Below are 25,018 nucleotides of genomic sequence, written 5' to 3'. Positions count from 1 at the left end.
GAGCTGAAAGCTATTACCTTCCAGCTCCTTTTAGCTATTTTCAGGATAAGTACTTCATCTGAACCTATTTGCTAGATGAGGTTGTATCTGGTGCCCCCTTCCAAATAGGACGGTCGACACCATTTGATGCCTTGCTAATCAATTTACCAATCTTATCAGTCTGATAAACCTTCACTAAAGTCTTGATAGCATCAGCCTTGTCTGATTTTTTCCAATCTGGTTTAGCAGCAATAAAGTTGATCCAATTCTTAGCATTAGGACCAGTAACATCCTCTACAAACAAGGTCGTATCGTAGTTAATCTTAGCCGTCTGAGCGTAGGAGTTATTAATAACAGCAGCATCGACATCACCATTTTGCAAAGTCTTAGCCACCTGTTCTGCACTCACTTCTTTAAATTCAAGGTTTTTAGAGTTTTCAGTAATATCCTTAACAGAAGCAAGTTCGCCATCCTTAGTAGACAGCTTAATCAAGCCTGCTGACTGTAGTAAAAACAGAGCACGACTTTGGTTAGTTGCATCATTATTTAGCCCAATCTTTGCTCCTTCCGGCAGGTCCTTGATATCAGAATAAGCAGCCTTACCTTTTGAGGCTTCCTTCGAGAAAAGACGAATCGGACTGATTAGGGTATCTCCCGCAGATACCAAGTTTTCCTTGTTTTTCTTATTCCAATCCTCTAGGAAATAGCGGGTTTGAAAGGCATTGACATCAATATCGCCGGCAGCCAAAGCCTTATTAGGTTGGTTATAGTCTGTAAATTGAACAAACTCTAACTTAACGCCCTTCTTAGCAGCATCCTTTTTCACCTGATCCCAAACCGGTTTAGTCGCATCATCCAGCGTCATGACACCAACCTTCAATGTATTTTTATCTGACGATTTATTGCCGCAGGCTGCCAGAAATAAAGCTGCTACCACAAATACAGTCAAAACACCAAGAATTTTTCTCAACTTCATACCAAGTCCTCTTTTCTTTATGATCGTGGAATTATTATCTCATAAGGCCTGAAAGCTTTCAAATTGTTTATAATTGTATAAACATATAGCTGAAAGTTATAGCCTTTTGCCTATTGACTCTTCATTAGTCAAAAATAAAAGAGCCACTGCCCTTTTATCCTTTTTTAGATGGCACCTTCATATCCTTAGCTTCTGGAATATAATCCTCATTTCCTAAGTATTTCTTCGCGAGTTTGGCTAAAGTTCCATCTTTTTGCAATTCTTCTAAACGTTTATTGACGAACTTCTGTAAATCTTTTTGATCGTTAGAGAATACAAAGTAAATAAACGGTTGTTCATCAGAAGGTAATTCAATAGTCTTTAAGTTATCTAATGATTGATTCTTAATGACACTGTTAACCGTTGGGGCATCGAACAGTTTGAAATCAAACTTGCTGTCATTCAAGCTACCCAAAATCTGAGTAATATCTTCATCCGTATATTTAATATCAACTGGATTGTCTGAGTGTTTCTTATTATAATCTTCTAGTTGCTTAGCTGTTGTAGTTCCTTGAACAACTTGAGTGGAATGACCCCCAATGTCATCGAATGATTTAATATCACTATCCTTTGGCACAGCTAAGACAGAAGGCGTTGTCCCCGTTGGCTCAGAGTAAAGATATTTTGAAGCCCGCTCATCAGAATAACTAATATTATTGCCTGCCATTTGATATTTACTAGAGTCAAGACCAGCAAAGACTGACGACCATTCCGTCTTTTTAAACTCAACCTGATACTTATCAGATCCCTTGAACACTGCCTTAGCAACTTCAACATCGTACCCTGTCAAATTTCCATCCTTGCCCTCGTAAGAGAAAGGGTTGGTTGTACCAACTGTTGCAAAGGTAACTGTTTCCTTAGCTCCCTTACCAGAACTATTGGAACTGCAGGCCGCTAGCAAAGCTACCGAAGCAACAGCTACTGCCCCAAATTTAACAATATTTTTAAGTTTCATAAAAAAACTCCTATAGTATTTAGTCTTAAGCCTATCATACCATCTTTAACAAAGCTGAACAAATATTTAAAACTTATCAACTGATAAAGAATTTATATCACATCACTGCCAGAACCTAGCAAAAAAGCCGAACTAGCAAGCTAGTTCGGCCACCGTTGTTAAAGTCAAAGTAACCTGATTACTGGTTTAAGAAATATCTTTTTCTGTAATGGCACCATTAAGAGCATTAATGGTATAGTCATACTCCATGTCCCCCTGTTTGAATTCTATTTCATAAACAGGGATATCATTATCAGAATCTGATTCAACTTTCAGTGCTGTGACATCTCCTTCTGCCAGTCCAGCGTCCGATAGCGCAATAGACTTAGCATCAGCAGACGATAGGCGAGCCGCTCTTTGAGCATTGCTGCCACTATTGCCATTTGTTCCATTATTACCACTGTTAGATGAAGCATCATCAATATCATTATCTTTTTCTGTGATACTTCCATCAGCAGCGTTGATAGTGTAATCATATTCATTATGATTACGCTTAAACTCTACCTTATAAACAGCGATATTGTTATTAGAATCCGTTTCAACCTTCACAGCTGTCACTTGGCTAGCACTAAGTCCCGCATCCTGCAAAGCAATCGTTTTAGCTTGTTCAGCACCAATATCGGTTGCAGCCGATACCTTAGCCGCACCAACACCACCTACAGCTGTTAAACCAATAGCTGCTGCAAGAGCAAGTTTCTTCTTATTAAGCATTAATTTTGTTTTCATTTTAGTCATGGGAATCATCTCCTTTTTTAATGATGAATGAGATAGACATTTTCGTCCGACTCACGACTAGGTTAAGTATTTTCGTTCCGACAAACTAAAATAACAATAACCCTTCTAGGAATTAAAATCAGCAATCGTCGGTTATTACCACTCTTAATTCCCTTCGATAAACACACCATTGTATTTATCTTGCCCACATTCTACAATCTTGGTTCTAGACTGTCAAACATTAGCATTAAGCCTAAAACAGGAGTTTTCTTTTGTGATAATTCTATGACAGCATAAATCCCCGAAAAAATCACTGACACAAGAATGCTTTTTAGCTAGCTTACAAATTCCTTACAGGCTGTCATTAAAGCTTAATAGTTTAGCTAGCCCCTTTCGAATAACTATAAAAAAGAAGTGGGAAAAACCATTTTGATCCTCACCACTCTTTGCTTACTAAGCAGTAACCTGAAACACTCTCCCCAACATATCTGCTTACTGCTTACCTTTCTGTTTTAAGATTTGCACCTTTAACAGTCTCCGCTTGAGCCTTATGCAAAATGAAACGCCCCCAGCTGAGAGCGCTGATTGTTGATAAACATAGCAGGGTGAGGCCCCGCTCCACATCACTGCGCTTAAGAGCTTATTCTAAAGTATGAGAGGTGTATAAGCTTTTGCCTAGCCTTCTCATTCAAAGGAGAGTCGTTCCTTCCGGACTTTGCTTAATTTTTTGAGCTTTCATCAGTCCCCCCAATGCTTTTTTAAACTGCCCTTTAGAAATGCCAAAAATTGCTCTGATGTCATCAGGCGAAGACTTATCATTCAAGGCCATAAAACCTCCCTTGCTTTCTAAATACGTCAGAATCATTTGAGCATCATTTTCCAACATTTCAAATGAACGCGGCTTCAGTGACAGATTTAGCGTGCGATCAACTTGACGATAACCAATCACTCGGACATCAAGTTCTTCACCTAGGCGTGGTTCTTGATAGCGCTCATTAGGGTGAATAAATCCCAGCATATTATTATCCGGTAGGTATACAAACGTTCCAGACAATTTGAGGCGATAAACGATGGCGCGTAAGTTTTGATTTTGCATATTATCGTAAGCTGGACCAGCTAATTTTTGAAAAATTGATGGCTCTGCAGGAATACCCCAGATACGCCCCTTTTTATCAATGTCCAGTCTAATGTAAAGTTTATCCCCTTTTTTAGGCCAGAGTTCCTTAATATCAGGTAGGAGATCAAGCGATACGACAATTTCCTTATCCGGCAGACCTGTATCTACAAACACTCCCAAATCTCTGCGAACTTCTGTCACCTCACCCCAGCCGTAGCTTGAACGACTGGCCGTCACAGGCAGAGTTGTCATACGCAGCTTTTGGTGTGAATCGCTATACACAAAACCTTCTACCATATCACCTAGATGATGCTCTCCTTCCTTCTTATCCAAAGCAAGAGTCTGTCCATCTTTTTGCGCAAAATAATAAGACGTATTTTCGTCGGTCACCATTGCTAAAACAGTCTTAGCTAATAAATCATTCATCTCTCAGTATTCCTTCTAAATTCTAAAAATTATTAGACTTACCAATAAAAAAGGATCTGAGACGCCACTGTCCCAGACCCCTAGTTTTACTTGTTTTACCCTAAACAGTAAGCAGTTCGTTTTCTTTTTCGCTGATCATGCCCTCAATTTTTTTGATAGCATCATCAGTTGCCTTTTGAATATCTTTTTCAAGAGACTTTAATTCATCCTCGGTGATTTCCTTATCCTTCTCTTGCTTTTTAGCCTCATCCATCGCATCGCGGCGGATATTACGGATAGCAACCTTAGCATTTTCACCGATTTTCTTCACTTCTTTAGCCAACTCCTTGCGCGTTTCTTCTGTAAGAGCAGGGATAACTAGACGGATGACAGAACCATCATTAGCTGGATTGATACCCAAATCGGACTCATTGATAGCACGCTCAATATCTTTGATAGAGCCCTTATCAAAGGGGGAAATCAAGAGAACACGTGCCTCAGGCACTGTAATAGAGGCTAACTGATTCAAGGGTGTTGGGGCACCATAGTATTCGACTTCAATGCGATCAAGCAAGCTAGCATTTGCTCGGCCAGCACGGATAGCCGCAAATTCACGACCAAGTGATTCGTGAGAATGTGTAAAACGTTCCTTTGCTTTTTCAATAATTAGATTTGCCATATTTATATTTATTCCTTTCATAAGATACCAAGCCACAAAGCCATAAAGTATTAAAAACTTCAAGAAAAAAGAGCAATTGAAGAGGGCCGGTGTTTTTAAATAACCACTTTACATAAGAGTTACTATGCTTTTAACATCTATTAATCTACTTAACTGGAGGGTTTATTAGAAACTGTTGTCCCAATTGCCTCACCAAAGACAACACGTCTGATATTGCCGGACTCATTCATATCAAAGACAACTAAATCAATATCGTTATCCATAGACATAGTAGCTGCCGTGGCGTCCATAATCTTCAGCCCGCGCTTAATCACTTCAACATGAGTCAGCTCATCAAACTTAATAGCATCAGCATTCTTACGCGGATCATCATTATAGACCCCATCAACACCATTTTTAGCCATCAGGATAGCTTCAGCTTCAACCTCTGCAGCACGCAGAGCTGCGGTCGTATCGGTAGAAAAATAAGGAGATCCGATACCTGCACCAAAAATAACAATACGTCCCTTTTCCAAATGACGAAGAGCACGCCCTCGAATATAAGGTTCGGCAACTGACTGCATAGCAATAGCTGTCTGAACGCGCGTATCAACTCCTACCTGCTTAAGACTGTCCGCCATAACTAAAGCGTTCATAACTGTACCAAGCATACCAGTATAATCTGCCTGAACACGATCCATGCCAGCCTCAGCTGCCGGTTCACCGCGCCAGAGATTACCACCACCGATAACCAGCGCAATCTGAACACCGGATGCATGTACTTCTGCGATCTCCCTAGCCATTGCTTGTACTTTTGGCAGATTAATGCCAACACCCTTATCGCCGGCTAAGGCCTCACCAGATAGTTTAATCAGGACACGTTTATACTTTGGTTCTACCATCTTCACTCTCCTTACATTTTATCCTAATTATTTTATCATAAAATAAGGCTTTCTCCTAGCAGTTTAAAAAATAAATAACAAAAGGTAAACAATACTGTTTGAGACTAAATCAGCTTGAGACATAAAAAAACTCAAGCACAGGCTCGAGCTTCTTTAACTATAATGAGCTAGCATCAACCTTGATACCAACACCTTGAGTCGTAGTAATTGACAAGTTTGTGATATAAGCACCCTTAGCTGTCGCCGGTTTAGCTTTCACAATAACATCATTGAAAGCCTTGAGGTTTTCAACCAGTTTATCAGTATCAAACGATACTTTACCGATGATAGCTTGAACATTACCTGCCTTATCAGCACGGTAAGTAATTTTACCACCTTTAGATTCTTCAACAGCCTTAGCAACATCCATCGTTACTGTGCCGGTCTTAGGGTTTGGCATGAGGTTGCGTGGGCCAAGGACACGTCCAAGACGACCAACAACTGCCATCATATCAGGTGTAGCGACAACAACATCGAAGTCCAGCCAACCGTCGTTGATTTTTTGAACAAGTTCTTCTTCACCAACGAAGTCTGCACCAGCCGCCTTAGCTTCTTCAGCTTTGGCACCGCGCGCAAATACAAGAACGCGCTGAGTTTTACCGGTACCATTTGGCAATACCATTGCCCCACGGATTTGTTGGTCAGCTTTCTTAACGTCGATGTTAAGATTGTAGGCAACTTCTACTGTTGCATCAAATTTTGCAAAGTTTGTTTCTTTTGCGAGTGTTACAGCTTCTTCCACGCTGTATGCCTTTGAAGTGTCTACCTTCTCTAAGGCAGCACGCATTTGTTTGCTTTTTTTAGCCATGTTATCTATTCTCCTTGTGTTATGTGGTCCTATCGATTTTCATCTTCCACACCGTAAGCACTATGCTTAAACTCGGTGAAGGTGGATTCTATTAGTCAGTAATAGTGAATCCCATTGAACGTGCTGTACCTTCGATCATACGCATAGCTGATTCGACATTTGCAGCGTTCAGGTCAGGCATTTTTGTTTCAGCGATTTCTTGCACTTGTGCACGTGTTACTGAAGCAACTTTTGTTCGGTTTGGTTCACCTGAACCTTTTTCAACACCTGCAGCCTTTTTCAAAAGAACAGCAGCTGGTGGAGTTTTAGTGATGAAATCAAATGATTTGTCTTCATACACAGAGATAACAACTGGGATCAGCATACCAGCTTGATCAGCCGTACGAGCATTAAACTCTTTAGTGAATCCCATGATATTGATTCCGGCTTGACCAAGTGCAGGACCAACCGGTGGAGCTGGTGTAGCTTTACCAGCAGGAATTTGAAGTTTTACGACATTTTCGACTTTTTTAGCCATTTGTAATTTCCTCCTTTGTGGTTTTGGCGGTAAGGATAAGATTTTTACCTCCCACAAGTATGCAACAAGCATACTCTTACTATTATACAGGAATAATTTTAAGATGCAAGATTTTTAGCAGAAAACAAAAAACACATGGGCACCTAATCAAACCTCATGTGTTTTACAGACAGAACAATTAACTGCACTAGATGAACTGAATACCACCATCAATTTGAACAGCTTGACCTGTCATGTAGTCAGACTTGGAAGAAGCTAAATAAGAAACATAATTAGCAACGTCTGCCGGTGTCTGAACACGCCCCAAAGTAATTAGCTGTGAATACTGTTCCAGATACTGACCCTTTTGTCCGCCTTTGATGTCAACCATCTTTTCATCAATAAGTTCCCACATGTCTGTTCCTACGATACCTGGACAGTAGGCATTAACAGTAATATGCTCACTTCCTAGCTCTTTGGCAGCCGCCTGCGTTAGCCCCCTCACAGCAAATTTAGTTGACGAGTAAGCTCCCAATAAATCAAAAGCGATATGTCCAGCTATACTGGAAGCGTTAATGATTTTTCGTACCTTATCGCCATCATCTTGCTGCCTAAACTGGGCAGTCGCTGCCTGAATACCAAACAAGGTTCCAAAGACATTAATGCCGTATATTCTTTCCATGTCTTCAAGAGTCTCTTCTTGCAATGTTTTTATCTGCGCAATACCCGCATTATTGATATAAGTATCAAGACGTCCGAAACTATCAATAGCTGCCTTGACAAACTTATCGTGGTCCTCTCGCTTAGAAACATCCCCCGCTGCACTGACAGCCTTAAATCCTTTAGCTATCATTTCATCAGCAGTCGATTGAGCAGTTGCCGGATCAAGATCGGCAACAACAACCGCATAACCGTCTGTGCACAACTGTTCTACAATGCCTTTACCGATACCTCGACCACCACCTGTTACAACAGCAACACGAATTTCTTCACTCATTGTTCTACTCCTTTATATATTAAGATACTAAGGCCGTAAAAAGCGATTGGAATTTTAGAAGCCTACCGTCACTTAATTACAAACAAGATAGCCTAGCTAAATTCTGAGCCTTTTAGACCAAGTTCGATTACTATGATACTAAGGGCAACCGCAGATCAAGCAAAAATCGAAGATTGGATAAAAGCGCTTGTGTCTATGAAAAACTATCTTTTTATCACAATCTGCAGCCTATAAAATGACAAATTTCCCCTACCAAAAATATTATAGCACATATTTTTGTAAGCGGTAACATCGCAGAAATAACTCTATTTAGATAAGTTTTCTATTTGCAGTAAATTTTCTCTTTTATCTATAGAAATAAGTTTACTTTCTTTGGTAATCAGGATAAAATAGGATTATGATATACTTTCTAGCAGTCTTTTATTTCTTTTTAATCCCCTTTCTAGCTCAATCCTTAGTTAGGTATTTTGACCTTAAACGGTTCAGCATCAAATTCCCAGACCTCTCCCTTCCCTTCTTAGCTTGGGCTATTATCTATGTCTCTGGTATCTACTTTTCTCACAGCTTCCTGCCTCAGTACTTACTCATGATGTGTTTGCTGGCAATTGCAACCTGCCTCTTTATTCTAAGGCGAACAGGTAAAATTAAAGTTTTTTCTTACAAGCGCTTCTTCAAGCTATTCTGGCGAATGGGCTATCTCTTAACAGCAATTTTTTATATTGTAACAGTTATTTTAATTGCTCTAAAATAATAAATAATCCACCTGTTAGGCTACAGGTGGATTATTTATTTTGTATTCCTATAAGAAAAATCTGAAATGTTATTGGGATCGAAAGAACAGATTGCCAGATTCAGCGAACTATCTCGGCAAAATGTCGTCTTAATTTCACAGTCAGATCCCCCTTTGGCATTAGCCAATATTTCCTGTCAACCAGGCGGCGATGAAGACAATCGCAAAGCCAAATAAGTAAATCAAACCAGCGATAGATAGCCCATTAAGCCAACCAGGTAATTTTTTCCCTTGACTATTAACTAAACTGTAATTCAGGTAAGCAAAGAATGGTGTTGTGATAAAAGAACCTATCATGGCAAATTGAAGCATTTGTGCCACTTGACCAGAGAAAAGATAAACGATAAGTAGACCAGCAATTGAAGTAAGACTCATCCAAATCGTCAATGAGATCTTGGTCGTTTTTTCCTTATTGAAAAGAAGTCGGAGCGCCTCGTCGTTGGCCCGTGAGTAACCATCAATAACAGTGATGACAGTCCCAAAAATACACAAGAAGGCAATAAAGGTAATAAGCGGCTTAGCCCATGCTCCCAAAGAGGAGGCGTACATCTGAACAAATTGAGAAATATAGGCTGCCGAAGCACTTTGAACAGCTTCACCATTACCGTACTGGATAAGTGCGCCTAAGGCCAGAAAGATAAAAGCTAGGATAGCCGTTCCAATGTAGCCGACATTGAAATCAAACATTGCGTCTTCTTCATTGAAGTCAACTGTCTTGCGCTTTTCCACTGACCAGAGAGAATTGATCGTTGAAATTTCAATTGGTGCTGGCATCCACCCCATAAGAGAAATTAAGAATGGTAAAGAAGCAATTGTCCAAGGAGATACGGCTTCAAAATCAGGAGCATATTCACGATGCTTAAAAAGGGCAATCACTACTGCCAGAACGGTCGCAATTGTCAGCGCCGACATAATCCATTTAGATAAACCATCAAGAAAGCGGTAGCCGCCAAGAAGCAACATCCCCCAAATAATCACAATGATGATCGTCGTCAACTGATTAATACCAAGTCCCCACGAGCTAGGAACTGCGCTAGCAACGATGGCGGCACAGAGAATTCCCACTCCTGCCGTGTTGATCACAGCCGAAAAGATATTCAAAATAAAGTAAACAATCAGGTAAAGCTTGCCCTTTTCGGCATAGCCTTCAACCAAGTTTTTACCTGTCTCAGCAGTATACTGCGATCCAAAACGGAAAAAAGGATACTTAAAAACATTAATCAAGAGGACTAATATGGCTAACTGCCAGCCAAATTTTGCTCCTGCCTGTGTCGATGATACGATATGTGAACCACCAACGGCCGCCGAAGCCATAAGGATACCAGGTCCTAAGGCTCTTAATTTCGTTTTCCAAGTGGATGTAGATTGCGTTTGTTCAACCATAGTTGACTCCTATCTATAGAATATTCTGACTTTTCTGTCAATAACGATACTATTATAAAGCCTTATGCTGTTGCTGTCAAGTCAGTTTTTGAATATTCCACTCTATTTTCAATCTTTTAATCTGTATTAATTTAGCTGAGAATATCAAACAAAACAGTCGCGCCCCCTTGGGCATTTTGCTATAATGAAGAAAACCTTATGTATAAAGTAAAGGATAGATTATGAAACTCATTTCTTGGAATATCGACTCCCTTAATGCTGCTCTAACGAGTGAGTCAACACGCGCTCAGCTTTCCCGTCAGGTTATTGATACTCTAATTGATCAAAACGCTGATATCATCGCTATACAGGAAACTAAACTCTCTGCCAAAGGACCAACCAAAAAGCATATTCAAATCCTAGAAGACTATTTTCCAGACTACCGTCATGTTTGGCGCTCATCCGTCGAGCCTGCACGCAAGGGCTACGCGGGAACCCTCTTTCTCTATAAAAAGAATCTTCCCGATCCCATCATAACCTATCCTGAAATCGATGCTCCATCTACCATGGACAGTGAAGGCCGTATCATCACGTTAGAATTTGATAAATTCTTTGTCACTACAGTCTACACCCCAAATGCAGGTGATGGGCTCAAACGCTTGGACGAACGCCAGATCTGGGATCAAAAGTACGCTGAGTATCTAGCCCAACTTGATGGCCAAAAACCTGTTCTAGCCAGTGGGGATTATAATGTTGCCCACAAGGAAATCGACCTCGCTAACCCTAGCAGTAACCGCCGTTCTCCCGGCTTCACAGACGAAGAACGTGAAGGCTTCACCAACCTGCTGGCCAAAGGCTTCACAGACACCTTCCGCTACAAACATGGCGACATTCCCAATGTCTATACTTGGTGGGCACAGCGCAGTAAGACCAGCAAGATCAACAACACCGGCTGGCGCATCGACTACTGGCTGACCAGTAACCGCATCGCTGATAAAATTATCAAATCCGATATGATCAACTCAGGCGACCGCCAAGACCACGGACCGATTTTGTTGGAGATCGATTTATAACATTCCATATAGAAAAGCCACCTATACAAAATGGTATGGTGGCTTATTTGTATATTGACGTTAATGTTTATTACTATTAACACGATAGACCTTACTGTCCATAAAAATAAGGTGCCTCACATCTTATCCTCCTACTAAACCATTAGGAAACTATTTTTTTAAGATGACGAATCTGTAAAAAGCTAGCTCCTAACACGATTAGCACAGTATAGAGAACCAATCTCAGCCATTCAAAACTTGTAATCTCTGGATTAACAGCAGTCATCTGATTCATGGAAGCGGCCAGTTTAGCAAAAGGGAGCACATATCCTAATTCTGGGACTATGTGTTGCGCCGTTAAAATAAAACCAAACACACCGATTCCCCAACCGAACTAGACAAACAAAAATAGAGCAGTAGTCACTACTAGCTACTGCCTTACAATATTATTTTTGTGCCCCCTTACGAATGAGTACCATATCTCTACAAAGAATTTGATCTCACCAAACCAGAGAACAATCACCGTTTTCTTGACTTCGCCGATGAAGATCACAGTGCTTCACTACTCTGCTAGAAGAAGGTTCCACTGATAGCTTTTGCTATAAATACAGTGACATTCTATCTATTCCTGATAAGCACAGCAAGGCCAGTAAGATCAGCAACACTGGCTGGCGCATTGACTACCGGCTAACCAGCAACCCATCGCCAATAAAATTACCAAATCTGACATGATTGACTCGAGTAACTGCCAAGACCATGAATCAATTTTGCTCGAGATTAAACGATAACAATTATTCATAAAAAGATTCAATACTTAACTCAGAAAACTTTAAATTCTTAATCAGTATTAAAGAGAGAATTTTACCTTTGAATTTGAATACCTTGATATCAAGTATAAGTTACAACACCAAATGGATAAACCTCGGCTGTTAAACATAGTCGAACCATACCTTACGTTGTTGCCTACTTCCCTCAACAAACACTTTCGAATTTTTGATCTAGACATTAGTCTATGATAACGCCATACCAGAAAAAACAAATGAAGCTTGATTAATAGTAATTTTAAATCATTCAAAATTCGAGTAGATCTATTACAAGTTTCCTATTACTTTTAGCCTATTAAAAATAATAGGAAAAGCAAAAAATTCAACTAACCCCACACATGTACAGATTAGGAATTTAAAATAACCATTATCAAATGTTTGCAAGATTGTAAAATAATATGTTGTGGGAAAGTAGATATTTATCTTTGTTTGAAAAGTTGCCAAAGTAATTAGTAAGATTGTAATACAAGTTGGTATCTTAAGCGTAACTGAATCAAATAACAATGTACAAATCTGTATGGTTAAAGCAATCGGTAGAAAGCATAAATAGGAAGCCAGATTAGAAATTATAACTTCCTTTAATAAAATATTAAAGCCTTTATCATGTAGTAAGTATACAGTAACAACTGTAAAAGTTAGATATGAAAGTCCACTACATAAGATAGTTATAATAAATTTCACTTTAACTAATTTACTTAATTTATTACTATGAACTATAACTATTGACCAGCCATTATTAATAGTTTCAATCAAAGAATTAAGCGTGCAATGTACAATTACTTGTGCAGGAAGAATCCCCAATAAATAGATTTCAGAAAACATAACATAACAATATGTTTGTTTAGGCAAAGGAGAGTACTGGTAAGTTGGATCAACAATAAAATTTTTTATTAAAATAAATACTGCAACAGGGAATAATAAATTAAATACCAGCCAAAATACTAGGTGACCTTTTATAAACTCATTTTTAATTAAGTTAATCATCCTACACTACCTCTCTAACGCCTCAATGTATAGTTTTTACTCCAAAAATGGTTTGAAAAAATATTCAGAAATACAGTTAATAAAAGTGAAATGGCAACTATATAGATCATTTCCGGATTTTTAGAATTATATGTATGAGAAATATAGGTAAACGGATATAATAACCTAAAAACTGCTTTTGGATAATATGTTACTAGAGTAATAATAAATAAAATTATACCTGTAGGAATGATAGAGAGTAATCTTTTAGAGATAGATAGAATGAAGAAGTAAAATGCAATAATCATAGTAGCAGCCGAAAGTTGAATAATAAAAGTTTTCAATATTAACAATACATTTCCAGCCAATTTTTCATCTATTAAAGTTCCAACGATAAATAATGTAATATAATCAGTTACCCAAAAAACAAAATTATAAACAAAAGATAAAAATAATTTTCCTTTTAAAATTATTTTTTTTCTTGATTTAGATGAAACAACCGTCGACCACGCATTCTCTTTAAATTCTATAGCAAATATATCATATATAATAACAGCAAAAATAATATAAAATAACTCTGAAAAATAAAATACAGTTTGCTCTTTTAGAATTAACTGCCAGCCAAATAAGTTTAATTCATGCTGATGAGGCAGTAAATAACCTTGATATCTAAAAGATAAATCAAAATAAAGCAAAATATTTAAAAATATGGGAAATAAAATACTAATCCAAAGTACACTTATTTTTTGCTTTCTTAACTCTGCCCTTATCATAAATTACTCGTCACCCCCAAACACTTTAAATATGCCTGCTCTAAGTCTTCACTACCATACTGTCTTAAGAATTTTTCACATGTTCCAGCAAATAGTATCTTCCCTTTATTAATTACAATAGCATTTGTAATTTCTTTGTCCAGCTCACTTAAGATGTGGCTAGAAATCAGAAAAGTAACACCTTTTAGCTGGTGTAATTTTATGATTAATTGTCTGATTTCCAATATTCCCTGTGGGTCAAGTCCATTAATGGGCTCATCCCAAATAAGAAAGTCTGGTTCCCCAATAAGGGACTCAGCAATACTCAATCTTTGTTGCATTCCTAATGAAAATTTTCTTACCTTTTTTTTCTTAACATCCTTTAATCCCACCATTTCAAGATACTCTTCAATTTGTTCACTAGAAATCGTGACTTCCTTCATATTTGCCATAATTTTCATATTTTGGTAAGCATCTAGATGACCATAAAAACTAGAACCACTAATTATTGTACCAACCTTGGCTAACAACTCTTCGTTACTAATAATACTCCCTTCATTAAATATATTAATCTTACCCGATGTCAGAGGCAAAATACCTAGTATAAGTTTTATAATAGTTGTCTTTCCTGACCCATTGGGACCAATAAATCCATATATTTTCCCCTTCTCTATTTTGAAAGAGGCATTATCAATAACAGTAATACCGCCAAATTTTTTTGTAACACTTTTTAATTCAACAATTTTAGACATCAAACCAATCCTTTCACAATAGAAATATTACTTACTACTACTTAAATAAAGCTGGTAATATTCACCCTTCTTACTCATTAGCTGACTATGATTTCCAACTTCACAAATCCTACCTTCTTTAAGAACATATATTTTATCTGCATCGACTATTGTAGATAGCCTATGGGCAATAATGATTTGCGTACATCCTTGATGACGAAGATACTCTGTAATCCGATTTTCATTGAGACTATCTAATGCACTAGTAGCTTCATCTAAAACAACTAACTTAGGGTTAATAATTAATGCACGTGCAAGTGCGATACGTTGGCGTTGTCCACCAGATAAATTTAATCCCATTTCTGAAACAATTGTGTGAAATCCCATAGGCATCGAGCAAATTTCATCATATATCTGAACAGCTTTACAAGCTTCAATAATTTGCTCTTCGGTAATGGAGGTATTATTTAAACGAATATTATCCATAATATTTCGGTTTAATAAATAAACATCTTGTGGAACAACACCTATCTGAGAACTTAGACTTTTTTTGTTCAGAGTACTTAGATCATAAGAGTCAAAGTAAACTTTTCCCTTTTTTATGGGATAAAGCCCTGATAAAATCTTACCTAAAGTACTTTTCCCAGATCCAGATTTCCCTACTATTGCAATTTTCTGTCCAGACTGAACTGTTAATGATAAATCATGTAAAACATTTTCAGAATTTTTTGAATAAGAAAAACTTAATCCTTTAACTTCTATATTTCCCTTAAAATTAGCTAGTATTTCCCCTTGCGAAGTCTCCTCTTCCTCCTCAACCCAAATATCATTCACTCTCTTTAAATACCCAGAAGCTAATGCAAATTGTGTATAAGAGTTAAAAATCGATACTTCAGAGCTAAACAATATCGCCGTCAAACTTTGAAACGCAATTATACCTCCGAGACTATTCTGACCTCGTTGATATTGCCACAAACCAACCATTAAAATGACAACCGGAGCAAAAACTTGAAAGGAAGTAGTGACAGAAGTGTAAAAATCATACGCTAAGGTCCTAATACGGTATTTTAATAATACATCTTTCAAATGAGTGAACCAATTCTGATAAATTTCGTCTTCCAATCCTGAAATTTTAACCGAAGATATTGTACTTAATGTTTCATTCTCAACACTATAGAGTAATGATTGTTCCTGTAATTCCCGATTTACGGTATCAGACAGCATATTTCTTGTACTAAAAAGAAATAGAAGATTCAGTAAACTTATTCCCAATGTAAACATTGCCATAGTAACTGAATTATAGAACATATATATAAATACTGAAAAGACTGTACCAAGATCTACAACACCACTGATAACTTGATTAGTAAACAAATCTCTAAAGCCACTAAGACTTGATATTCTAAATAGAATATCCCCTTTTGCACGAAGTTCAAAAAAACTATACGGTAACTTTAGTAAATGTTTAAAAGTATTTTTCTCTATATCATAACTAAAAGATAAATTGGAAATTAATACCCCTATGCTCCTCATAAATACTGAAAAAAGATATAAGAAAAGCAGAGTCACTACGATAATTATAGATTTATTAAAATAGTTTGTAGACATCCCATGTATTGAGGTATTAATAAGATTAGAGGTTAATTGAGGAACCAAAAGCGTTATAAAGTAACTCATTATAGAAAAAATTATTGCTAAGAATATTCCCTTTTTATTGTGCAAAAAACTTTTAGAAACTATCTTCCAAGGAGAAGGTACACTAGACTTTCTTGGAATATAGTCTTTTGTTTCAGAAATTAGAAGCACCACATCGCTAAAATGATTAGAAAATTCGTCAAGAGAATATTTTTTGTATCCTGTCGCAGGATTCATCACATAAATATTGTCATTTTTAACTTGATATACAACAACAAAGTGCTCATTATCCCAAAAAGCTATCAAAGGAAGCGGTAATTTTTTTACATCGTTAGCGGTCACTCTATAAGACGATGCTTCAATCCCTCTTGAGATAAAGAAATCTTTTAAATCACGTAAACTATACCCATCTCGTCCTTTTTCTTTTTCTTTTCTTAAATCAAGTATTTCCTCCTTACTTCCGAAATAACGCAAAATAGATAGGCAACAGCATAAGCCGCATTCAGTTTGGGTCATCTGTTCTAGATAAGGCACTCTTTTCTTTTTTATCATCTTTCTTAAACCTCTAAGAATAATAAATTTGGTAATTTGCTATATTGATATCTCAGAATTTCGTAGGCTACACCAGGCAAACCAAGCATAAATGAGAAGAGGTCTTTATTATTATTCATAACTATATTATCACCTATCTTTTCTCTACATTCAATAAACAGTTTTATTTGATTATCAAACTCCTCTCTCACTTTCTTCAGAGCTGATTTACTATAGACATCTGTATCTGCTACACCAGTCAGCAAACAATTCAAGAAACCAAACTTACCATGACATAAACAGTAATTTTTCATACTATATAATTTCTCAGAAAAGTTTTCTATATTGAATATTTTTTCTCCTCTTTCACAATCAATAGAAATTAGTTTTTCTATTTTTATTCTAGTAGCAAATATACCACCACCTCCATAACACCAATATACTGGATAGCATTCAGCGGCGAATTCCCTAATATCCATCCAATTTTTTTCTTGTCTATTATAGTATTCATCTTCTTTTATAATCAACTCTCTAGCAATATTTAAATAACGCTTGTCTTTACATAAATTATAGGAACAAGCTAATGCTAGAGCTGGCCCTGAATATCCATGAGCTAATCCAGTAACATTAACACTTTTTAGATTATCAATGCAGTAATTAGTATACTTCTTTATTAGAGATATCAACATTATATCTTTCTCTCTATTATAGATATTGGATAATAGTACAATTAAACTAGATATTCCCCCAACAAAATCAATTCTCTCAATTTCTTCAATATTAACAATATTCAATTGTTTTAAGAAAAAACGATAGCTAGAATAAAATTTGTCCATCTTAGTAAGATTATATAGTAAATAGTTTATATAAATAAGAGATCCAATATCTTTAAAAGCAGATAGACTCTCGATTTTATTTTGTTCAAGAAATTGCTGTTCAAATCCTTTCAAAAGCCCTTCTGCTACTTTCTTATACTTGCAATTACCGTTTATTAAATATAAAGCATATAGAAAAAATACAATACCTCCACCATTGTAAAAAGAGTAGTCTAAAAGCGAGATTCTTATTTTATCATCTATTTCCATATGATTAATAAGCGTACAAAAATTTTTGTTAGGATTCCACCTTACTTCATGACAGATGTAATCTGCTATGCTCTCTATAATTTTAATTGCTCCTTGAGCATCTTCATCATAAAAGTATTTTAGAAGACTTCCACTACTATCAATATTTTTTGTGGATAATGACATTTTTATCACTCTAATTTCAGAAATTAAATCATCATTATTTAGCTCTGAGTAGTGAAGGTTTAATAACTCCTTTAAACTCATATTATAAAAAGATCTGATGATATATGAGCCAGAAAACAAGTCATTGCTATTTAAAGTAGTATAGAAATAAGGAATATCACCGCGTAATAAACTCTCCACCTCTATATCCACCTGAAACTGTAGTTTATCGTTCCGAGTATATTTAGAAGTTCTTAGTTTATTAAAAAGTAACTGCTGTTTCTGATCACTAACTAAATATTCTGGATGAGTTGAGGCTTCCAGAAGTTTTTCATAAATAAAAGTAGGTCTTAGTACTTGTCTAACAACTAACTTATTAACATTTAGTAAATTATTAATATATCTCACAAAATGTTGTTTGTGTTCAAGAAATATTTGGTATCCTATTTCGAAACCATTAATAATATTGTTACTAATAAGTTTTAAATCATGTTTTTTAACTCTCTTTGTTGGACTAACTTCTCCTTTTTGCTTCACTAAACAAATTTTATCAGTAAATTCATTTTTTAGAACATATTGCTCAATAGTTTTTGAAATTTGACTTTCATAAGCAAGTGGGCTAAAGTCCACATCAAAAAAATCATTGGGTAGTAAGTATGTACTTAATACTGTTTCAGCAATTACTTTACCGCTAAACTCTTTAAATGATTCAGGTTTATCATCAGAGCTCCAACAAAAATTATTGTTAAATAATATTGTCTCAGAATCAATAATCATTGGAAAACTCTGTGATATCACTACATTTTCTTGATGTAAATCTGTCACTTTTAATAAAAATGAAATGAATAGTAGTTCTCCATATCTAAAATAATATTTTCTCCAATCATCTTCTTGAGTCGGAGATTCATGACTAATAAATTCCTGCCATCCATATTCTGAGCAATTTATTACACTAGGATGCTTCAATTTTAGCGGTAAGTATCTATTAAATTCTGTAAACACTTCTGATAGAAATTTATCATTACTTAATGAATGTGGTTTGTATATTATTTTCTTATTATTTTTATCACTAAATATTAAAGATGTTCTACCTCCATTATGATAATCCCCATTCGAAAAAATTATTCGACTAAGCTTATCCGCATTAAAATTCAAATATTTTAATAATCTTTGCTTATCATTATTTATCGCCCTTAATGCGTCACTAATAAGCCCAATAGTATATTGATGTCTTAAATGAATTTTTTTTAGTAGAATCGGATATTTATTAAAAAGTTTTATTAAAAAATCTTTTTTACACAATTCTGAGCAAAACGAACTATACAAGATTTCCCTAGGTAAATTTTTTTTTGCTCTTTGCCATTCTTGAAACTGAAATATCATTGTTCTAATTGTTAAATCACAAATGTTTTTACAAAAATATCTTTCTATATCATCTAAAATCGCCTCATTTAAGTAACCATCGAAAGTTTTTCTCAATTTTTTCCTAAGAAATTTTGAAAAGATACCGTTAAAACTGTAAAATGATATCTCATAATTTTCAGTTAAATAGATAGTATCTAAAAAATTAATAATATTTTCTAAATAATTATACATACCTAATCTTTCCCCTACCTGAAGACATTACACTGGGCTATAGCAATTGTAACAGCTAACTATCTGTTACAACTTTTTGTACATGGAACAGTTGGAAGAGCGCCAGTAATTGTATCCCAAAAATCACCACCGTTCACTTCATCATCATTAATCAACTTTTCCAATTCAAGTTCGTCAATTTGTCCAGTAATATTTTCCATTCTTATTACCTCACTTTAATTATTTTATCTACAGTTATTTTGACATTCAATAGTCCCAGTACAAACAGCTCCCTTATTACCAAGTGATCTGCTAATTGGACTCAACTGAGCCCATCCGCCACCAACGACCATGCTATCATTGATTTCTTCCAGAAGTTGACTATTTACTACATTTGAAATAATTGGATTTTCCATTAATTCTCTCCTTTTCACATATATAGCTAACTATAGCCCAGAATAATATCTTCAGGTAAGGTGGAACAAAACTCATCATTCAAGCCATAGGAAATTTGGAATCTCATATTTTGAATAATTTGATAACATTGAATAACCCCAGCCTGCCAATCCTACCATTAGACCGTATGTATTTGTAGATTTTAAATTTCGATTATGCCACTCCTTAGATAAAACTTCTTCAAATAATCTCTGGTACATATGAAATGATTTATTTTCCATATCTGTATCTTTAAATAATTTGGAATAATAGTTTACAATAGCTAGATTGCCCAAATCCCCATGACAATATGTCGGATTATTTCCAAATCCGTTTTTAATCGTATTATGAAGAGCTTGCCTAATGATTATATCATCCAATAAGTTACATTTATTTTTGAGTATTAATTGACTTAGCAAAATACCAGGAGATCCATGACACCATGCAAAAGATACTTCTTTTTCAATTTCTGACCTTTCCCAATCATTTTTATCCTTATTGAAACACCTTGTTTCGTATGCATATGATTTCTTTAAAATACTATCTTTCCTTTCATCTCCTAAATAATCCATACCTTGATATAAAAAAGTATGGATTCCAGCATTACCATGCGCAAATCCTGAATAGTGCTTATTAGAAAAACTATCCCAATAAATATAATCTTTCTTTTCAATTTTACTAGCTACGAGATAATCTACACACTCTTTTATAAATTGAGAATATAAACTACCTGAAAAACTATTTCTATATTTGGACAATTTTAGCAAAACTGCGAGAAACCCAGCTGTCCCACTAATAACATCCTTATATTGATCTTCCTTTATCAATGGTCTTAACTTTGATATGTCCTTTTCGAATCCCAAAATTAATTTATCGTCTTTTGTTAAATTCGCTATCTCGTTTAAACTATATAAAGTCCCCCCTACCCCTGTGAAAGCACCAAGACTTGAATAATTCTCTAAAATATTCTCTTTTAGTAACTGAAATGGAAACTCTATTGCTTTTCTGGCATAATCTATAAAATATTTTTTCCCAGTCAATCTATAGAGTTGTGCCAAAAAAAATGCTATTCCTGAATTTCCACTGTAAAAATCATGGCCTAAAACTGATGGAATCCAAATATCTTCTTCAAATCCCTGCATAGTTACACAGACCCAAGCTAAATCTTCATTTCCAAATTGATTTACACCTTCAAAAGATTTATCAATAATCAAGTTCCCTATTGATTCCGCTGTTTGAAGCCACTTATATGTATTAAGTCTATTCTGATATGTACGAAATTTTAGAGACGTTTTATCAGACTGATTGAATCTAGAAGTAAAAGATGAATCTATATATCCAAGTTGTTTATACAAATCTTTTTCACTAAAAGATGAAACTTTATCTTCAATGTCCATCTTAAAACTAGAAATCTGTACATTAGAAACCTCAATTCCGGCAGAATTTTTAATAATTTTTTCCCCTATAACAAACTTAAAATATGGGATATTGCCCATTAATAGATCATTGAATTCAGCATTAATACTTTCTTTAGAATATCGCTGTTCTCCAACATAGAGCCGTTTTAGAATTAGTTCCCTTTCAAATTCTTTTTTAGTGAATTCCGGATTATATGAAATATTTAGCAATTGAACATAATATAGTGTAGGTCGCAAAATTACGCGCCCCTCACATCCTACTAGTAAGGCGTTAACTTTTTCTTCATATGCTTGCTTATTTTTTAGTATCCAATTATATACTCTTTTAAATCCTGCTTTAATTTCCAAGGTATACTTACTTGAATCTATAACTTCTCCGTTTAACATAGGATTATTATTTTCTGGCAATATAGTAAATAAGTCTCTAACAATATGAATATTATCGTTGTCTGCATCCGTAATGAAGTCAGTTTTAAAAGTAGAAACTTGCTCCTTGTTAGCACTGACTCCACCAACTTCACTTCCTTTTAAATAGATAGGTAGTAGGCCCGTTGTTAATACTGAGTTATCAAACTCCTTACCAGCTTTAAAAAAGGCATCCTTTTGAATATTTAAATCGTTTGAAATAAAATTGGGATGTATAATAGTTTCTAAATCAATCAACATAGGATATTCACCCTGTGCGATTAAATTTTCATAATGAAAATCAACAGAATTTAAGGAATATAGAACACATAGTAACTCACCTATCCTCTCATAAAATCTACCTACGGCCTTCTTATCTTTACATTCTTCAAACTCAACAAACTCGGCAAACCCATATGTATCACCTAAAACAACCTTAGCGAATTTATGATCAAGAATTATCTTTGATCTCTCAGTCAACCAACTCACTAATCTGTTAATCTTATAATCTATTTCCAGCGAATGTGGTTTATATAAAAATTTTTTCCCATCTTTCAGATATATCGAAACCACACTTTTTCCATTTTGGTGTGTATCCCCATTTCCTAGCTCTAGCTTTAATATATTTTCCAATAGATCTAATGAAAATTCTTTTTGAATCCTATCTTTACATATTGTAATATGCTTAAAAATTTGTAAGATATAGTTAAAAGAGTCAAATACAGTTTGAGAGGCAAGTTTTAACACTCCAGAAAATCTTTGGTAGAACTTCACAATATTTTTATCAATATTAGAATATATAAACTGAAAGTAATCAAGGCGAGCTTTTGGACTATCACCTTGTAGCTTATTTGAATATTTTAAATCATTAATTAAACTAATTACTGATTTATATATAATTCCTTCAACTCTCAAATATATATCTTCTACAACATTATTAAGCATGAAATCAAAATCATAAATCAGAGAGTTTGTCTTCAGTTTAAAATAAAAATCATCAAAAAATTTATTTACGATTGGGCGTACATAGGGTAAAAATAAAGATCTTTTCGAAAAAGAAGCTTCACAAGTCGTCAATCTTTCAGTATTTAGAAAATTTAAATAATCATATACAAAATTTTCACTCGCCAATTCATATTGATTATATTCTTCTTTTAGAGATACTAACCCATTTGTACTATTTTCTGTAAATAACTCAGCTAATTCATTACTAGAAGAGCATTCTGGAAAATATCGTAACCAATAATTTATAATTTGTTGCTCAGTAATTTTAGCCAAATTTCCTCCTCCTTTAAATTATATATATCATTAACAATAGATTAACATGCTTATCATCTAAATTATCATTTTCGCAAATTTGATTCTTTTTGATTCTAATTTTTCATATTTGCGAATATGCCGTTTTACAAAAATTTCTTAGTAGAATAAACATGAAAGGGGTTGAAATTCATTATGTTTAAAAGATTAATCACGCTTGCTTTTTGTCTACCGATTGCTCTATTACCATTATTATTATAGAAATTCTACTTTCTCACCTATAATTTCTTATTCAACAAATCATTATACCATCACATAGGTAATGCAAAGATTCATACTTAAAAGTCGCTCTGGATTTTATCCTTTTATCCAGAGCGACTTTACTTATACGTATTGTACACTTTTCTATTCTTTTCTTGCTACAAGATGTTCCAAATTCGTTCTTAAAAACATAACAAGTGTAGGGTTATCCAGCTGCTCAATTAAGCTAATATAGTCTTCAACATCAGATAGACTAATGCCCCCTCCTGTCAAGTAATTCATCACTTTTTTTAAAAAATTTAAAAAAATTCTGGCAAACATATCTTGGTAAGTTAACATCTTTTCAAGATTTTCAACAAAATATGAAGCATGATAGAGTTTACGGTGCTCAATCAAGATAAGGATAAGATTAATTAAAACCAACTCTGAGCGTTTCTTATGCTCAGGAAGTTCCCGATACAATTTATCTCGCTCAACAAAAGCCTTCCCTAGGAAAACTAAATCGTCATCGGATAAAATAAATAAAGTATTGCCAAAAAGATAGAGTTCATACTCCGTCCACTCCTCAATAGCATAAAGGTAAGAAGTTAGAAACTCTTTATCGGCATTTGAAATCTCAAAGTTTTCGTCTACACTATAAATAATTGCTTTGATCACTAAAGTATTAAGGCGATTATAAACATCATAAGACTCTACATCTTGGTAATCAGCCAATATTTGCTTCAATCCTTCAGTATCCTTTTTCGCCTGAAGTTCCACTAGTTTTTGACCCGTCTTAAAAAAATTACTTTCTTGATATTGGGTTAAAGCATAGCTAAATTCTGAAAAAGTCATATGGATACCCTGAATGGCTAAAATAAGCTTATCAGCTGCCAGCATGGTCTGACCATTTTCAAATTTGGATAGTTGAGAAACCGATAGATTATCCCTTGCCACATCTTTCAACTTCAGTCCTCTGGCCATCCTAAGTTCTTTATAGAGTTCACCAAGTTCAAGTGATTTTCCTAACATCTCAATTCTCCTCGTAAAATGATATTCTATTATCATGACAATGACTCATCTAGTCAGCACAACAAATTATCAGTTATAAGTGATTCTATATTTTCTAAGTTAATTTCAACTTCTTACAAGATTTCTAATAATCGACTTACATATCCTCGCTCCTTTTTTATCAACACAGTTAGCGTTATGTTGATAAATCCATTATACTCGTTTTTTTATTTTTGGATTATCTATGTCGTGAATGGTTGTTATTTTGTCGTGAACGGTTATTTTTTAGAAAAAAACGGCCTCAAAAACAGAAGCAGTTTAGATATACTATAGATTCAAATCTATGTAAGGAGTTCGGTACCCGATTTGCAAGACTGTATTATCCTTAACCAGCAGAGGCCGCTTAATCAGCATACCATCGGCTGCTAGTAAATCAGCGGCTTCCGACAGACTGATTTTATCAATCTTGTCCTTCAAATTAAGTGCTCGGTAAGATTGTCCTGAGGTGTTGAAAAATTTTTTGATAGCCACGCCGCTGGTACTAATCCATTCCCTAAGCACCTCAGCCTTGGGCGGTTCTTGCTTGATGTCAATAGATTCATAGTCCACACCTAGCTCATCAAGTTCTTTTTTAGCTCGTTTACAGGTTGAACATTTGGGATATTCATAGAAAGTAAGCATGAT

Annotated in this window: 22 protein-coding genes and 2 pseudogenes; 2 read left to right on the top strand and 22 right to left on the bottom strand. The window is 35.1% G+C overall.

What is annotated here, in order from left to right; genetic code table 11:
- Window positions 1–64: 64 nt before the first annotated feature.
- The 10 genes and pseudogenes from AC4HAO_RS00765 to AC4HAO_RS00720 form a co-directional block, all read right to left on the bottom strand.
- On the bottom strand, window positions 65–955 hold the full coding sequence (locus tag AC4HAO_RS00765) for a MetQ/NlpA family ABC transporter substrate-binding protein (RefSeq protein WP_491093411.1): 891 nt from the start codon (window positions 953–955) through the stop codon (window positions 65–67).
- Between the two features lie 154 nt (window positions 956–1,109).
- Window positions 1,110–1,949, bottom strand: coding sequence for an amino acid ABC transporter substrate-binding protein (locus AC4HAO_RS00760; RefSeq protein WP_491093412.1), 840 nt, complete (start codon window positions 1,947–1,949; stop codon window positions 1,110–1,112).
- Window positions 1,950–2,135: 186 nt separating this feature from the next.
- Window positions 2,136–2,333: pseudogene (locus AC4HAO_RS00755) on the bottom strand (PepSY domain-containing protein); the annotation flags it as partial.
- A gap of 102 nt (window positions 2,334–2,435) precedes the next feature.
- Window positions 2,436–2,699, bottom strand: a pseudogene (locus tag AC4HAO_RS00750) (PepSY domain-containing protein); the annotation flags it as partial.
- Between the two features lie 691 nt (window positions 2,700–3,390).
- Window positions 3,391–4,245: a CvfB family protein gene (locus AC4HAO_RS00745; protein WP_491134271.1), complete on the bottom strand. Its 855-nt coding sequence runs from the start codon at window positions 4,243–4,245 to the stop codon at window positions 3,391–3,393.
- Between the two features lie 100 nt (window positions 4,246–4,345).
- Entirely contained in the window at window positions 4,346–4,903 is a 558-nt protein-coding gene (gene frr / locus AC4HAO_RS00740) for a ribosome recycling factor (RefSeq protein WP_447453158.1), read from the bottom strand.
- A gap of 149 nt (window positions 4,904–5,052) precedes the next feature.
- Window positions 5,053–5,784 (bottom strand): UMP kinase, encoded by a 732-nt coding sequence (pyrH, locus tag AC4HAO_RS00735; RefSeq protein WP_491134270.1) that lies wholly within the window; start codon window positions 5,782–5,784, stop codon window positions 5,053–5,055.
- A gap of 157 nt (window positions 5,785–5,941) precedes the next feature.
- Complete coding sequence (gene rplA / locus AC4HAO_RS00730) at window positions 5,942–6,631, bottom strand: 50S ribosomal protein L1 (RefSeq protein ID WP_491093414.1); 690 nt, start codon at window positions 6,629–6,631, stop codon at window positions 5,942–5,944.
- 91 nt (window positions 6,632–6,722) lie between these two features.
- On the bottom strand, window positions 6,723–7,148 hold the full coding sequence (rplK, locus tag AC4HAO_RS00725) for a 50S ribosomal protein L11 (protein ID WP_491093415.1): 426 nt from the start codon (window positions 7,146–7,148) through the stop codon (window positions 6,723–6,725).
- Window positions 7,149–7,335: 187 nt separating this feature from the next.
- Window positions 7,336–8,124 (bottom strand): acetoin reductase, encoded by a 789-nt coding sequence (locus AC4HAO_RS00720; RefSeq protein WP_491134269.1) that lies wholly within the window; start codon window positions 8,122–8,124, stop codon window positions 7,336–7,338.
- A 397-nt stretch (window positions 8,125–8,521) separates the two neighbouring features.
- Here AC4HAO_RS00720 and AC4HAO_RS00715 point away from each other — a divergent pair, with 397 nt between their 5' ends.
- Complete coding sequence (locus tag AC4HAO_RS00715; protein WP_447453153.1) at window positions 8,522–8,875, top strand: DUF3397 family protein; 354 nt, start codon at window positions 8,522–8,524, stop codon at window positions 8,873–8,875.
- 159 nt (window positions 8,876–9,034) lie between these two features.
- On the opposite strand, the gene AC4HAO_RS00710 is transcribed toward AC4HAO_RS00715, so the two are convergent.
- Window positions 9,035–10,297: an NRAMP family divalent metal transporter gene (locus tag AC4HAO_RS00710; protein ID WP_447453152.1), complete on the bottom strand. Its 1,263-nt coding sequence runs from the start codon at window positions 10,295–10,297 to the stop codon at window positions 9,035–9,037.
- A gap of 221 nt (window positions 10,298–10,518) precedes the next feature.
- Here AC4HAO_RS00710 and AC4HAO_RS00705 point away from each other — a divergent pair, with 221 nt between their 5' ends.
- The gene (locus AC4HAO_RS00705; protein WP_491093417.1) at window positions 10,519–11,349 is read left to right on the top strand and encodes an exodeoxyribonuclease III; all 831 of its coding nucleotides are present in this window, start codon (window positions 10,519–10,521) and stop codon (window positions 11,347–11,349) included.
- Between the two features lie 142 nt (window positions 11,350–11,491).
- Here the strand turns inward: AC4HAO_RS00705 and AC4HAO_RS00700 are convergent, their stop codons facing one another.
- The 11 genes from AC4HAO_RS00700 to AC4HAO_RS00650 all read right to left on the bottom strand — a co-directional run bounded on the left by AC4HAO_RS00700 (window position 11,492) and on the right by AC4HAO_RS00650 (window position 25,015).
- Window positions 11,492–11,704 carry a hypothetical protein gene (locus AC4HAO_RS00700; protein ID WP_491093418.1) on the bottom strand — a complete coding sequence of 71 codons (213 nt, stop codon included), beginning with the start codon at window positions 11,702–11,704 and terminating at the stop codon, window positions 11,492–11,494.
- A 715-nt stretch (window positions 11,705–12,419) separates the two neighbouring features.
- Window positions 12,420–13,136 (bottom strand): hypothetical protein, encoded by a 717-nt coding sequence (locus tag AC4HAO_RS00695; RefSeq protein WP_491134268.1) that lies wholly within the window; start codon window positions 13,134–13,136, stop codon window positions 12,420–12,422.
- A gap of 14 nt (window positions 13,137–13,150) precedes the next feature.
- The gene (locus tag AC4HAO_RS00690) at window positions 13,151–13,888 is read right to left on the bottom strand and encodes an ABC transporter permease (RefSeq protein ID WP_491134267.1); all 738 of its coding nucleotides are present in this window, start codon (window positions 13,886–13,888) and stop codon (window positions 13,151–13,153) included.
- Window positions 13,885–14,619, bottom strand: coding sequence for an ABC transporter ATP-binding protein (locus tag AC4HAO_RS00685; protein ID WP_491134266.1), 735 nt, complete (start codon window positions 14,617–14,619; stop codon window positions 13,885–13,887). Before AC4HAO_RS00685 ends, AC4HAO_RS00690 begins: the two co-directional genes overlap by 4 nt.
- A 27-nt stretch (window positions 14,620–14,646) precedes the next feature.
- Window positions 14,647–16,785: a peptidase domain-containing ABC transporter gene (locus tag AC4HAO_RS00680; RefSeq protein ID WP_491134265.1), complete on the bottom strand. Its 2,139-nt coding sequence runs from the start codon at window positions 16,783–16,785 to the stop codon at window positions 14,647–14,649.
- A 5-nt stretch (window positions 16,786–16,790) separates the two neighbouring features.
- Entirely contained in the window at window positions 16,791–19,589 is a 2,799-nt protein-coding gene (gene lanM / locus AC4HAO_RS00675) for a type 2 lanthipeptide synthetase LanM (protein WP_491134264.1), read from the bottom strand.
- Between the two features lie 59 nt (window positions 19,590–19,648).
- A complete protein-coding gene (locus AC4HAO_RS00670) occupies window positions 19,649–19,789 on the bottom strand; it encodes a hypothetical protein (protein ID WP_491134263.1) in 141 nt (46 codons plus the stop codon).
- Between the two features lie 24 nt (window positions 19,790–19,813).
- Entirely contained in the window at window positions 19,814–19,984 is a 171-nt protein-coding gene (locus AC4HAO_RS00665) for a lichenicidin alpha family lanthipeptide (RefSeq protein WP_491134262.1), read from the bottom strand.
- 75 nt (window positions 19,985–20,059) lie between these two features.
- Window positions 20,060–23,104, bottom strand: a complete 3,045-nt coding sequence (locus AC4HAO_RS00660) for a type 2 lanthipeptide synthetase LanM family protein (protein WP_491134260.1) — start codon at window positions 23,102–23,104, stop codon at window positions 20,060–20,062.
- A 384-nt stretch (window positions 23,105–23,488) separates the two neighbouring features.
- Window positions 23,489–24,355 (bottom strand): Rgg/GadR/MutR family transcriptional regulator, encoded by an 867-nt coding sequence (locus AC4HAO_RS00655; protein WP_491134259.1) that lies wholly within the window; start codon window positions 24,353–24,355, stop codon window positions 23,489–23,491.
- 306 nt (window positions 24,356–24,661) lie between these two features.
- Window positions 24,662–25,015 carry an arsenate reductase family protein gene (locus AC4HAO_RS00650; RefSeq protein WP_447451961.1) on the bottom strand — a complete coding sequence of 118 codons (354 nt, stop codon included), beginning with the start codon at window positions 25,013–25,015 and terminating at the stop codon, window positions 24,662–24,664.
- Window positions 25,016–25,018 lie beyond the last annotated feature (3 nt).

The sequence above is a fragment of the Streptococcus sp. ELY_137 genome, assembly GCF_058314515.1.
This window is presented reverse-complemented; position numbering and strand designations above follow the sequence as displayed.